The organism is Actinomadura litoris, assembly GCF_009733595.1.
Taxonomy (GTDB): domain Bacteria; phylum Actinomycetota; class Actinomycetes; order Streptosporangiales; family Streptosporangiaceae; genus Spirillospora; species Spirillospora litoris.
This window is the reverse complement of the sequence record NZ_WOFH01000007.1, coordinates 388,761-401,558: the sequence shown is the minus strand read 5'-3', so window position 1 is coordinate 401,558 and position 12,798 is coordinate 388,761. Positions and strand designations below refer to the sequence as shown.

Annotated in this window: 11 protein-coding genes and 1 tRNA gene; 10 read left to right on the top strand and 2 right to left on the bottom strand. The window is 71.7% G+C overall.

Features of this window, described 5'->3' with window-relative positions; all coding sequences use genetic code 11:
• Positions 1-102 precede the first annotated feature (102 nt).
• The gene (locus tag GNZ18_RS22190; protein WP_156218417.1) at positions 103-2,010 is read left to right on the top strand and encodes a M48 family metallopeptidase; all 1,908 of its coding nucleotides are present in this window, start codon (positions 103-105) and stop codon (positions 2,008-2,010) included.
• 291 nt (positions 2,011-2,301) lie between these two features.
• Positions 2,302-3,180 carry a hypothetical protein gene (locus tag GNZ18_RS22185; RefSeq protein WP_156218416.1) on the top strand — a complete coding sequence of 293 codons (879 nt, stop codon included), beginning with the start codon at positions 2,302-2,304 and terminating at the stop codon, positions 3,178-3,180.
• A gap of 13 nt (positions 3,181-3,193) precedes the next feature.
• On the opposite strand, the gene GNZ18_RS22180 is transcribed toward GNZ18_RS22185, so the two are convergent.
• Positions 3,194-3,901: a helix-turn-helix transcriptional regulator gene (locus GNZ18_RS22180; protein ID WP_156218415.1), complete on the bottom strand. Its 708-nt coding sequence runs from the start codon at positions 3,899-3,901 to the stop codon at positions 3,194-3,196.
• Positions 3,902-3,956: 55 nt separating this feature from the next.
• Here GNZ18_RS22180 and GNZ18_RS22175 point away from each other — a divergent pair, with 55 nt between their 5' ends.
• Both GNZ18_RS22175 and pyk read left to right on the top strand, forming a co-directional pair.
• Positions 3,957-4,511, top strand: a complete 555-nt coding sequence (locus GNZ18_RS22175) for a type 1 glutamine amidotransferase domain-containing protein (RefSeq protein ID WP_156218414.1) — start codon at positions 3,957-3,959, stop codon at positions 4,509-4,511.
• Between the two features lie 110 nt (positions 4,512-4,621).
• On the top strand, positions 4,622-6,043 hold the full coding sequence (gene pyk, locus GNZ18_RS22170) for a pyruvate kinase (RefSeq protein ID WP_214617861.1): 1,422 nt from the start codon (positions 4,622-4,624) through the stop codon (positions 6,041-6,043).
• A gap of 357 nt (positions 6,044-6,400) precedes the next feature.
• Here the strand turns inward: pyk and GNZ18_RS22165 are convergent.
• Positions 6,401-6,473: transfer RNA gene (locus GNZ18_RS22165), tRNA-Leu, on the bottom strand.
• Between the two features lie 120 nt (positions 6,474-6,593).
• On the opposite strand from GNZ18_RS22165, the gene GNZ18_RS22160 reads away from it, so the two are divergent.
• The 6 genes from GNZ18_RS22160 to GNZ18_RS22135 all read left to right on the top strand — a co-directional run bounded on the left by GNZ18_RS22160 (position 6,594) and on the right by GNZ18_RS22135 (position 12,445).
• A complete protein-coding gene (locus tag GNZ18_RS22160) occupies positions 6,594-7,187 on the top strand; it encodes an ANTAR domain-containing response regulator (RefSeq protein WP_214618105.1) in 594 nt (197 codons plus the stop codon).
• 283 nt (positions 7,188-7,470) lie between these two features.
• Entirely contained in the window at positions 7,471-8,637 is a 1,167-nt protein-coding gene (locus tag GNZ18_RS22155; protein WP_246250120.1) for a branched-chain amino acid ABC transporter substrate-binding protein, read from the top strand.
• A 107-nt stretch (positions 8,638-8,744) separates the two neighbouring features.
• Positions 8,745-9,710, top strand: a complete 966-nt coding sequence (locus GNZ18_RS22150; protein ID WP_312874667.1) for a branched-chain amino acid ABC transporter permease — start codon at positions 8,745-8,747, stop codon at positions 9,708-9,710.
• Positions 9,707-10,858, top strand: a complete 1,152-nt coding sequence (locus GNZ18_RS22145; protein ID WP_156218413.1) for a branched-chain amino acid ABC transporter permease — start codon at positions 9,707-9,709, stop codon at positions 10,856-10,858. Before GNZ18_RS22150 ends, GNZ18_RS22145 begins: the two co-directional genes overlap by 4 nt.
• 47 nt (positions 10,859-10,905) lie before the next feature.
• Positions 10,906-11,646 (top strand): ABC transporter ATP-binding protein, encoded by a 741-nt coding sequence (locus GNZ18_RS22140; protein ID WP_156218513.1) that lies wholly within the window; start codon positions 10,906-10,908, stop codon positions 11,644-11,646.
• Positions 11,636-12,445 carry an ABC transporter ATP-binding protein gene (locus GNZ18_RS22135; RefSeq protein WP_156218412.1) on the top strand — a complete coding sequence of 270 codons (810 nt, stop codon included), beginning with the start codon at positions 11,636-11,638 and terminating at the stop codon, positions 12,443-12,445. Before GNZ18_RS22140 ends, GNZ18_RS22135 begins: the two co-directional genes overlap by 11 nt.
• Positions 12,446-12,798: the final 353 nt, after the last annotated feature.

Genomic DNA, 12,798 nt, shown 5'->3' with positions numbered 1-12,798 from the left:
CGCACCGGAGAACCGGGGGACGCCCGCGCCGGGCCCCGCTACCATTTCGGCACCCTGAAGATCGTCTCGCGTCGCGGGACCCGGTAGCGATGAGAACCCCCTGTGAAGACCTCCTTACGCGCCGCCGTGGCCGTCGCGCTGCTCGCGGGCTACTACCTGCTCACCCTCGCCGTGTTCGCCGTCGCCGGCCTGGCGCTCCACCTCATGGTCCGCGCCCCCGGCCTCGCCACCGTCAAGATCGGCGTGGGCATGCTGGTGGTGTCGGTGCCGCTGCTCGGCGCGCTGGTCAAGGCGTCCAGGCACCGTCCCGAGCCGCCCGGCGGCCTGCCCGCCGGACGGGCCGAGGAGCCCGCGCTGTGGGCCGCGATCGACGAGCTGGCCGGGCGGATCGGCACCCGCCCGCCCGACGAGGTCCGGTTCGTCCCGGACGTGAACGCCGCGGTGAGCGAGGAGACCCGCTGGTTCGGCCTCGCCGCCCGCCGCCGCTACATGATCATCGGGGTGCCGCTGGTCGAGGCGCTCACGGTCGCCCAGCTCCGCGCCGTCCTCGGCCACGAGCTCGGCCACTACGGCGGGCGGCACACCCGGCTCGGCGGCATCACCTACCGCGGCTCGGTCGCGCTGGAGCGCACGCTCGGCGCGCTGGAGGGCGGCGGCGGGCTGAGCGCCGTCCTGGGGAAGGTCTTCACCGGGTACGCGAAGGTCTACTTCCGGGTGTCGCAGGCGGTGCGGCGCTCCCAGGAGATCGAGGCCGACCGGTTCATGGTCGAGCTGTCGGGGCGGGAGGCCGCCGCGGCCGCGCTCCGGTCCGTCCGCGTCACCGCCGCCGCCTGGGCGTTCTTCCTGAACCGCCTCGCCGCGCCCGGTGCCCGCTACGGCCTGGTCCCCGCCGACCTGCTCGGCGGGTTCCGCGCCGTGCTCGCCGAACCGGTCCGCCTCGCCGAACTGGGCCAGGTGCTGGACGAGCCGGAGGAGCGCGACCCCTACGACTCGCACCCGACGCTCGCCGAACGGCTCAGGGCCATCGCGGCCTGCCCCGAACCGGGCGGGCTCGTCCCCGACGCCCGTCCCGCGACCGCCCTCCTCACCGACCCGGCCGCGCTCGGGGAGCGGCTGGGCGCCGCGATGTTCGGCGCCGACGCCACCGCGCTCGGCTGGGACGACCTCGCCGCCCGCACCGCCCGGCTCCAGGCCGACGAGGCCGCGCTGGACCTGCTCGCCGCCGCCGAGCGCACCGGGGGCACCACCCCGGCCGCGCTCGGGACGGTCCTCGCCGACCTGGAGCGCGGCGCCGGGCCGGCGCTGGGCCGGGAGCTGTCCGGCGGCACCCGGGAGCGGCCCGAGGCGCTCGTGGGGCACCTGCGCGCGCTCGTCACCTCCGCGCTGCTGGCGTCCGGACGGGTCGCCGCCCGGCTCTCCTGGTCGGGCGAGCCCGTCGCGCTCACCGGCCCGGACGGCACCGTGATCGACCTGGTGGCCGTCGTCCCCGACGTGTTCGGCCCCGCGCACGTCCCGGCGCTCCGCGACTGGCTGACCGGGTGGGGCGCCGACCCCGCCCACCGCCCCGAGGCGCCCGGCCGGGCCTCCGTCGACCTCGTCGGCGTGCTGTACGGGGTGGAGGAGGACGGCGACTTCTACGACGCGCTCGTCCTGGACGTCGGCGTGCTGTTCGTGCGGATCTCGGCGGCCGAGGCGATGCGCGGCGGCATGTCCACCCTCCCGGTCCGGGAGCGGATCGGGAGGCTCCTCGACAGCACGCCCGCTGAGCTGCTCGGACGCGACGGAAGCTGGCTCCTGGACCGGGACGCCGTCGTCCAGGCGACGTTCTGGGCCAGGAAGGACCAGTGGGCGGTGCGCTTCCTCGTCCGCCGCACCGAGGACGACGGCACCGTCCACGAGGGCCGCCTCCGGGTCGGCGGCAAGCCGCCCTGCACCGACCTGGCCGAGGCGCAGCGCGCCCTGCGGGTCCTGTTCGGGTCGCGCGTCCAGTGGTCGGAGGCGAAGGTGTGACCGCCCCGCGCGAGGCGGCGTCGGGGCAGGTGCGACGCGTGGGGCGCGCGCGTCAACTTGTGCTCCCCGATGCGGTCGGCTACGTTCGGCCACGCGACGGCCGGACACCGGCAGGCGGCGCCGGTCACCGTGTCGCCGCAGGTCGCGCGGACTCCCGCACCCCGCACGCGGGACATCAGGGGCCCGGCCACCCACCGCTGGGGTGGCCGGGCCCACCCACGCCGCGGGCGTCCGCGGCGGTGTCCGTTTCCTACAAGACCGGTTCGCGGCGGCCGCCCTAGCGTGGGGCCCATGAAGGTTCTGAACGACGCCGACCTGGCCCGCGCCGAGGAGTGCCTGCTGCGCGACGGGCGCCTCATAGACCGCCACCGCTTCGCCCTGCACTTCCGCGGCGGGCGCGCCGAGCCCGTGCTGGCCGCGCTCCGCCCCTACGAGAACCCCGACGGCGGATACGGGCACGCCCTCGAACCCGACCTGCGCGGCGAGGGCAGCCAGCCCGTCCCCGCGCAGCACGCCCTGGAGATCCTCCACCAGGCGGGCGCGAGCGACGACCCCGCCGTGGCGCGCATCGGGGACCACCTGGCGTCCATCACCTACGAGGACGGGGGAGTGCCGTTCGTGCTGCCCTCCGTCCGGGAGACGCCGCATGGCCCGTGGTGGCGGGCCTCCGGCGAGGAGCGCGGCACGATCAACCCCACCGCCTCGCTCGCGGGCCTGCTCCACCGCGCCGGATCCGACCACCCGTGGCTCGGGCCCGCCACCGCGTTCTGCTGGCGGCACCTGGAGGACGAGGGCGCCGAGCCCGGCCCCTACGACGCCCTGGCCATCCTGATGTTCCTCGACCACGTCCCCGACCGCGACCGCGCGGAGGCCGCCTTCGCCCGCGTCCGCGACGCGCTCGCCGCGCCGGCGACCCTCGACCCGTCCGCCGAGGGCGCGGTGCACTCCCCGCTCGACTTCGCCCCCGCCCCCGGCGGCCTCGGGCGGCGCCTGTTCACCGCCGAGGTCATCGACGCGCACCTGGACGCGCTGATCGACGCGCGGGGGGAGCACGGCGGCTGGGACGTCAACTTCCCCGTCTGGACGCCGGTCACCCGCCACGACTGGCGGGGGTTCCTGACCGTCGAGCGCCTCCGCACGCTGAAGGCGTACGGCAGGCTCAAGCCCTGACGCCCCAGGAGGGTCACAGGAGGGCGCGGATGGGCTCGCCCCCCAGGTCCCGCACCTCGTGCGCGAGGTGCGCCTGGTCGGCGTAGCCCGCCGCGTACGCCACGTCCGCGAGCGGCCCCCCGGTGCGCGCCAGCCGCAGCGCCCGCTGGAACCGCAGGACGCGCTGGAGCGTCTTCGGCCCGTACCCGAACGCCGCCAGCGACCGGCGCCGGAGCTGCCGCTCGCCCACGCCCAGCTCGTCGGAGACCGCCCGGACCGACCCGTGCGCCAGGCCCCGCACCACCGCGGGCACCAGCGGATCGGCGGGCCCGGCCGCCGCCGCGCGCGCCGCCACCGCCGCCACCAGCACCGCGCCGCGCTCCCGCGCCGTCCGCGCGGCCGCGACCGCCTCCGCGAGCCGGTCGGCCTCCGCGCCCCACAGCTCCCGCAGCGGCGGCCGCACGTCCCGGACGGCGTCGGCCGGCACCCCCAGCACCGGCGGCGCCGCGCCCGGCCCGAACCGGACCGCGACCATCGCGTCGCCCGGACGCAGCAGCGCCGGGGCCGGGCCGGTGTCGGGCCCGGCCACCATGATCCCCTCCTGCGACCAGATCAGGTCCATGCACCCGTCCGGCACCACGCGCTGCAGGTACGGGTCGGCGCCGGGGGGCAGCGCGGCCTCCCAGGCGCACACCAGCCCCGCGACCTGGAGCGGCGTCTCGCGATAGCCGGTCGGGTTCATGCCTCCTGCATACCATCGCGATCCATGGGCAGGGGCCATGGGGAGGGAGGACAACATGCCGACAGATCCGCACGTCAGGACCATCGCGTTCCTCTGCGCCCCCGAGGGCACCGAGCAGGTGGAGCTCACCGAGCCGTGGAAGGCCGTCGAGAAGGCGGGCTGGACGCCGCGCCTCGTCTCCACGCAGTCCGGACGTATCCAGGCCTTCGACCACCTCGACAAGGCCGACACCTTCCCCGTCGACACGACCGTGGAGGTGTCCGGGCAGGACGCCTTCGACGCGCTCGTCCTGCCCGGCGGGGTCGCCAACCCCGACTTCCTGCGCACCGACCCCCGCGCCGTGGGCTTCGCCCGGGCGTTCTTCGAGGCGGGCAAGCCCGTCGCCGTCATCTGCCACGCGCCCTGGACGCTCATCGAGGCCGACGTGGTCCGGGGCCGCACGATGACCTCCTGGCCGAGCCTGCGGACCGACCTGCGCAACGCGGGCGCCACCTGGGTGGACGAGGAGGTGAGGATCTGCGCGGCCGGGCCCAACGTCCTCGTGTCCAGCAGGCGGCCGGGCGACCTCGCGGCGTTCTGCCGGACCGCCGTCGAGGTGTTCGAAGGGTGAGACGGCCACTTCTGGTCTAGACCTCTGACCTAGACCAATCGGTGAACCCGAGGTGACCACATCCTGCACTTATATCCGTACCGGCGGGTAACTAAGTTACGGTTGTGCAAGTGACCCGTCGAGCGAAGATTGTCAGCACCATCGGTCCCGCCTGCTCCGGCCCCGAGCAGATCACCGCCCTCGTCGAGGCCGGCATCGACGTCGCCAGACTCAATATGAGCCACGGCGAGCACGCCGTCCACGAGGAGGTCTACCACCGGATCCGGGCGGCGGCGGAGGCCACCGGACGCGGCGTCGGCGTCCTGGCCGACCTGCAGGGCCCCAAGATCCGCATCGGCCGGTTCCCCGACGGCCCCGTCCGCCTCACCCTCGGCGACGAGTTCACCATCACCACCGAGGACATCCCGGGCACCCGCCGCGAGGTCTCCACCACCTACCAGGGCCTCCCGGGCGACGTCAGCCCAGGTGACACCGTCCTCATCGACGACGGGCGCGTCGGCCTGGAGGTCGTGAGCGTCGACGGGCCGCGCGTCCACACCACCGTCACCGTGGGCGGCATGGTGTCCGACAACAAGGGCCTCAACCTGCCCGGCGTCCCCGTCAGCGTCCCCGCCCTCACCGAGAAGGACGAGGCCGACCTGCGCTGGGCGCTGCGGCTCGGCGTCGACATGGTCGCGCTCTCCTTCGTGCGGACCCCCGCCGACGCCGACATCTGCTACCAGATCATGGAGGAGGAGGGCGTCCGCGTCCCCCTCATCGGCAAGATCGAGAAGCCCCAGGCCGTCGAGCGCCTCCCCGAGATCGTCGCCGCCTTCGACGGCATCATGGTCGCGCGCGGCGACCTCGGCGTCGAGATGCCGCTGGAGCAGGTCCCGATCGTCCAGAAGCGCGCCATCGAGCTGTGCCGCGAGAAGGCCCGCCCGGTCATCGTCGCCACCCAGATGCTCGAATCGATGATCTCCGCGCCCCGGCCGACCCGCGCCGAGACCTCCGACGTCGCCAACGCCGTCTTCGAGGGCGCCGACGCCGTCATGCTCTCCGGCGAGACCAGCGTCGGCCAGTACCCGATCGAGTCCGTGCTGACGATGAGCCGCATCGTCAGCACGGCCGAGGAGGCCGCGCTGCACGCCACCCACACCCTCGACCGCATCCCCGAGACCGTCGGCGGGGCCATCGCCCGCGCCGCCGCCGAGGTCGGCGCCACCGTCGGCGCCGAGGCACTGGTCGCGTTCACGATGTCCGGCGAGACGGCCCGCCGCCTGTCGCGCTACCGGTCGCCGATCCCGCTGCTCGCCTTCACCTCGGTGCCCGCCGTCCGGGGCCGCCTGGCGCACGTCTGGGGCGTGGAGACCTTCATCGTCCCGGAGGTCAACCACACCGACGACATGGTCGGCCAGGTCGACCACGCGCTCGTGGAGATCGGGCGCTGCCAGAAGGGCGACCGCGTCGTCGTGGTGGCGGGCTCGCCCCCCGGCACGGCCGGCTCCACCAACGCCCTGCGCGTCCACAACATCGGCGACACGCCCTACTGATCCGCGCCGATCCGGCGCCGATCCGCGCCGATCCGCGCCGATCCGCCTCGCGCTCCCCGGCTCGCCACGGACGCCGCGCCGCCCAGCCCCGGCCGCGGCGTCCGCCGCAGGCCCCACGGACGCCGTGGGCGCCGTGGGCGCTGCGGGCGCCGTATGCGGCGCGTGTGCGAAATCACCACGCGGTCTCATTTCCACGTCGCTCCGGAAACCCCGCGCGGCGCCTCATTGCCTTGACCGGCCGGATCTGACCGCGGCCGCCACCGCACCCCGCTCGGGCAGCACGACGTCTTCGCAGGTCAATAAGGGTTTCGGGGGTGCGGGAAGAGGGTCGCCGCGCAGGGGGGCGGGGGAGAGAGGTGCCCCGAGTGGGATTCGAACCCACACTAAACGGTGTTTGAGACCGCTTCCTCTGCCATTGGGATATCGGGGCTCATGTCCCATTAAAACGGACATGCTGGCTTTGGTGCTCCGCCCACGCGCAGAGGGCGCCCTGACCAAGACCAGCGTAGCGGGTCCCGGTAGGCTCGTGCGCGTGGAGAGTGCTCGGCGCGTGGTGATCGCGGAAGACGAGGCCCTGATCCGGCTGGACCTGAAGGAGATGCTTCAGGAGGACGGCTACGAGGTCGTGGGCGAGGCCGGCGACGGCGAGAACGCCGTGCGGCTGGCCGGCGAGCTCCGGCCCGACCTGGTGATCCTGGACGTCAAGATGCCCGTCCTGGACGGGATCTCGGCGGCCGAGCGGATCTCGGCGGACCGGATCGCCCCCGTCGTGATCCTCACCGCGTTCTCCCAGCGCGAGCTCGTCCAGCGGGCGACCGACGCCGGGGCGATGGCCTACCTCGTCAAGCCGTTCTCCAAGAGCGACCTGGCGCCCGCGATCGAGATGGCCCTCAGCCGCTACACCGAGCTGCGCGCGCTGGAGGCGGAGGTCGCCGGCCTCCAGGACCGCCTGGAGACCCGCAAGCTCGTGGATCGCGCCAAGGGCCTGCTCCAGGAGGCCAACGGCTGGACCGAGCCCGAGGCGTTCCGCTGGATCCAGAAGACCTCGATGGACCGCAGGCTGACGATGCGCGCCGTCGCCGAGGCCGTGGTGGCCGGGGCGAGCGGCGGCGGCCCCGGGCGCGACGAGCCCGCCGCGGGCTGACTCCACTCCCAGTCACGCTTCGTGTTGTCAAGGTTTCACGCGGGTACCTTGTGCAACCCGCTGTGTTCACGTTTCGTAATCGTCCCTGGCAATGCCCTGTATCAGATGGGCACGGGGGAGTAACGAACGAGTAACCCTTCTATCCGGGGGTGCTGATCTGGGACGGCTCCACGGTGTACGACATAGCTGGTCCCCGAGTGACCGATTCCTCCACCAGAGGTCGGCGTCGGGGTTTCACTCGTACCCGATCCCCTGCCGGATCCGGATGGAAAGGTTGGGCACCTTGCGGCGCAACAAGATGAGGGTGACCGGCGCGATGGCGGTGAGCGCGGTGCTCGCGCTCGGCGCCGTGTCCTGCAGTGACGACGACGGTGGCTCCGGTGGCGACGAGGTCACGATCGGATTCATGGGCGACCTGACCGGTGAGAACTCGGGTCTGGTGGTCCCGCCCTGGCAGGGCGCGACGCTGGCGGTGGACCAGTACAACGCCACCAACCCGAAGATCAAGATCAAGCTGAAGAAGTACGACACCCAGGGCAAGGCCGAGCAGGCGACGACCCAGGTGCAGGGCGCGATCAAGAACGACAAGATCGTCGGCCTCATCGGCCCGGCGTTCTCGGGTGAGTCGCAGGCGGCCAACCCCATCCTGAACGAGGCGAAGGTGCCGAGCGTCACGCCGTCGGCGACGCAGATCACGCTCGCCGAGAAGGGCTGGAAGTACTGGCACCGCGTGGTGGCCGACGACGCGGTGCAGAGCGCCGGCGCCGGCGAGTTCCTGACGAACGCGGGGGTGAAGAAGCTCTTCACGGTCTCCGACAACCAGGACTACGGCAAGGGCCTGGCGGACGCGGTCGGCAAGGCCGTGCAGGCCAAGGGCGCGACGGTCCAGAGCGACGCCGTGAACGACAAGGGGACGGACTACTCCTCGACCGTCAACAAGATCAACCAGGCGAAGCCGGACGCGGTGTACTTCGGCGGCTACTACGCGGTCGCGGGCCGGCTGTTCAAGCAGCTCCGCGAGGGCGGCTACAAGGGCAAGATGATGTCGGGCGACGGTTCGCTGGCGACGGGCCTGGTCGAGGGCGCCGGCCAGCAGAACGCGCAGGGCGCGCTGCTGAGCTGCGGCTGCCTGATCGACGCCACGGGCAAGACCAACGAGAAGGCCAAGAAGTTCGCGGCCGACTACAAGGCCAAGTTCAACACCGAGGTCGCGATCTACTCGACCGAGGGCTTCGACGCGGCGACGGCGTTCATCGAGGCGATCAAGTCCGGCAAGAAGACGACCGAGGACATCAACGACGCCCTGAAGACGGTGAGCTTCCAGGGGGTCGGCAAGCCGATCAAGTTCGACGAACACGGTGAGCTGGCGGCGCAGGACATCTTCATCTACGAGGTGAAGAACAACACGATTCCGCTGCTCGGCAACAGCAAGGAGGCCAAGGTCGCGTAGGCGTCACCACGCCCTGCCCGACCCTTCCCCCGTTCCGGGGGGCCCCTGATGGAGCGGGAGCGGGAGCGCTACAGCGCTCCCGCTCCTTTTACCAAAGGCGACCAAAGGTGCTCGACGACTTCATCAATCAATTCTGGCCGTCGACCGTCGACGGGCTGTCGCTGGGCGCGATCTACGCGCTGGTGGCGCTCGGCTACACGATGGTCTACGGCGTGCTCCGTCTGATCAACTTCGCGCACGCCGACGTCTTCATGATCGGTACGTTCGCCGCGCTGTGGACGGTCCGGTCCATGGGCGTCGACCAGGTCGGCGGGTTCGCCCTGATCGGCGTCGTTGTGGTCATGGCCGTGGTCGCCGGGGCGGTGGCCGGCGGTAGCGCCATGCTCCTGGAGGTGACGGCGTACAGACCGCTCCGGAAGAGAGGGGCGTCGCGGCTCGCGGCGCTGATCTCGGCGATCGGTGCGTCGATCTTCATCCAGCAGCTGTTCGGCACGGTGATCATCCGCCACGTGTTCGGCACCTCCAAGTCGGGCGGCAAGCTTCCCGTCAACGAGCACTTCCGGAAGCTCAAGACGGTCATCGACATCGGGCCGATCCACGTCAGCAACGACAAGCTGATCGTGTTCGTCGGCGCCGTCCTGATGATGATCGCCCTCGACCAGTTCGTGAACCGGACCAAGCTCGGCCGCGGCATCCGCTCGACCGCGCAGGACCCGGAGACCGCGGTGCTCATGGGCGTGAACATCGACCGGGTCGTCCAGACGACGTTCCTGATCGGCGGCATCATGGCGGGCGTCGCCGCGGCCCTCTACATCGTGCGCATCGAGCAGACCGACTACTTCGTCGGGTTCCTGCTCGGCATCAAGGCGTTCACGGCGGCGGTGCTCGGCGGGATCGGCAACATCCGCGGGGCGCTGGCCGGCGGCTTCGTGCTGGGGCTGCTGGAGACCTACGGTTCCAGCTTCTTCGGCTCGGGATGGCGGGACGTCGTCGCGTTCTCCCTGCTCATCCTCGTCCTGATGTTCCGTCCCACCGGAATCTTCGGTGAGTCACTCCAGCAGGCGCGCGCATGAACCTCTCCAAGAAGGCGAACGCGAACTCCGCGGCGTCGGGCCTCTCGCTCGACCGCGCCCGCGACGCGTGGGCGGACGCGCCCGGCTGGGCGCGCTGGAGCGTCTACCTCCTGCTCGTCATCGGCGCGCTGCTGCTGCCGAACCAGACGATCGGCTCGTTCATGGCGCCGAGCAGCACCGACTGGGCGTCGATGCTGAGCGACCAGATCGCCATCTACGTGCTGCTGGCGCTCGGCCTGAACGTGGTGGTCGGCATGGCCGGCCTCCTCGACCTCGGGTATGTGGCGTTCTACGCGGTCGGCGGCTACACCATCGCGATCTTCGCCTCGAAGCACGGCTGGTCGTTCTGGGAGACGCTCGTCCTCGCGATCGTGTTCTCGGCGCTGGCGGGGGTCATCCTCGGCGCGCCGACGCTGCGGTTGCGCGGCGACTACCTGGCGATCGTCACGCTCGGCTTCGGTGAGATCGTCAGGGTGACGGCCCAGAACAGCTCCTACGTCAACGGCCCGCGCGGCATCCAGGGCATCCCGCACCCCCCGACGCTGTCGGAGTTCGAGATCATGGGCGTGCAGCCGCTGAAGTACGGGCTGCTGGACTCGCGGCCGTACTACTACCTGCTGCTGTTCTTCATCATCTTGACGATCATCTTCGTGAAGCGGCTGGACCGGTCGCGGGTGGGCCGCGCCTGGGCGGCGATCCGCGAGGACGAGGACGCGGCCGAGCTGATGGGCGTGCCGACGTTCAAGTTCAAGCTCGCGGCGTTCGCGATCGGCGCGGCGATCGGCGGCAGCGGCGGCGTGGTGTTCGCCGGCAAGCAGACCTCGATCAACCCCGACAACTTCACGTTCCTGGTGTCGGCCCTGATCCTCGCGGGCGTGGTGCTGGGCGGCTCGGGCAACATCCCGGGCGTGATGCTGGGCGCCTTCGTGGTGGCGTGGCTGCCCGAGCGGTTCCGGTTCATGCAGGACTACCGGATGCTGATCTTCGGTGCCGCGCTGGTGCTGATGATGATCTTCCGTCCGGAGGGGCTGTGGCCCTCCCGCCGCCGCAAGGCCGAGTTGGCGGAGGGCACCGGCGGCATGGGCAGTATGGGAGCCGAGGTGGCCGGGCCCGGCCAGGCCGCCGCCGCCGGGGAGGTGGGCAAGTGACCGAGGCGAGCGGGCGGACGCCGGTGCTGGAGCTGCGTGAGGTCGTCATGCGCTTCGGCGGCGTCGTCGCCCTGAACAAGGTCGACATCAGGATCGGCAAGGGCGAGATCTTCGCGCTGATCGGCCCGAACGGGGCCGGCAAGACGACGGTGTTCAACGTGACCACCGGCGTCTACCGGCCGAGCGAGGGCCAGGTGGTGTTCGACGGCAAGCGGATCGACGGCAAGAAGCGCTACCGCGTCACCAAGCTCGGCGTCGCCCGGACCTTCCAGAACGTCCGGCTGTTCCACAACATGACGGCGCTGGAGAACATCCTGGTGGGCACCGACACCCACCACCGGACGGGCATCGCCGGGGCGTCGCTCGGCCTGCCGTGGCACCGGCGCGAGGAGCGCCAGGGCCGCGAGCGGGCCCGCGAGCTGCTGGAGCTGGTGGGGATCTCGCACCGGGCCGGCGAGGCCGCGAAGAACCTCCCCTACGGCGACCAGCGGCGGCTGGAGATCGCGCGGGCGCTCGGCACGGACCCGAAGCTGCTGCTGCTGGACGAGCCGGCCGCCGGCATGAACCCGGCGGAGAAGGTCGCGCTCCAGGAGCTGATCCGCACGATCCGCGACACCGGCGTCACGGTGCTGCTGATCGAGCACGACATGAGCCTCGTGATGGGGATCAGCGACCGGGTCGCGGTGCTGGACTTCGGCCAGAAGATCGCCGACGGGCTGCCGGCCGAGGTGCAGAACGACCCGCGGGTCATCGAGGCGTATCTGGGGGCTCCGGCCGATGCTTCTTGAGATCGAGGACATCCACGTCCACTACGGAAAGATCGCGGCGCTCAAGGGCATCACCGCGTCGGTCGACCAGGGCGAGATCGTCACGCTGATCGGCGCCAACGGCGCCGGGAAGACGACCACGCTGAAGACGATCTCGGGGCTGCGCTCGCTGACGTCGGGGGCGATCCGCTTCGACGGCGGCGACATCAGCTCGATGGCGGGCCACAAGCGGGTCCTCGTCGGGATCGGGCAGGCGCCGGAGGGCCGGGGGATCTTCCCCGGCATGACGGTGGAGGAGAACCTCCTGATGGGCGCCTACGCCCGCAAGGACGACCCCTCCAAGGAGCTCGCCGAGGCCTACGAGCTGTTCCCGCGGCTCGCCGAGCGCAAGTCGCAGGCGGGCGGCACGATGTCCGGCGGCGAGCAGCAGATGCTCGCGATCGGGCGGGCGCTCATGGCCAAGCCGAAGGTGCTGCTGCTGGACGAGCCGTCCATGGGGCTCGCGCCGATGCTCGTGCAGCAGATCTTCACGATCATCCAGGAGATCAACCGGCGCGGCACCACCGTGCTGCTGGTCGAGCAGAACGCCCAGCAGGCCCTCCAGATCGCGCACCGCGCGTACGTGCTGGAGACCGGCCGGGTGGTGAAGACGGCGCCCGCCGGGGACCTGCTGGACGACCCCGAGGTCCGCGCGGCCTACCTGGGCGGCGACCTGGGCGACGGCGAGGCGTCCGCCAAGGGCGGGAAGGGCTCCTCCGGCTCTGAGGCGGCCCCTCGCGCCACGCGCCCCGACGCGCCGTCCTCGGACGACGCGGGGTAGCGCGCGCCGCGCAGGCGACCCGTGTGGAGCGCCCGCCGGTTCCCGGTCCGTCCGGGAACGGCGGGCGTTCCGCTGTCTCCGGGTGCCCGCGCCCGCGCGGCACCGGGTTTGTGACCCCGGACTCCGGCGTTGAGCCGGGCGTTAGAACCATCGCGCTCGGTGGCGCCGCTTCGCTTTCCGTGAGAACCATCGAGGCTCATTCGTCGGGGAAGTGTGAATTCACCCAGGTCAACATGTGTTCCGATCTCCTTTAGCGATGGCCTCGCTGTTTCGATCGACGGCGAAATGCAATGGCGCGTTCTCTTGGGAATGCGTCGTTCTTGCCCTGTAACAACCGGGATGTTCTACTGATC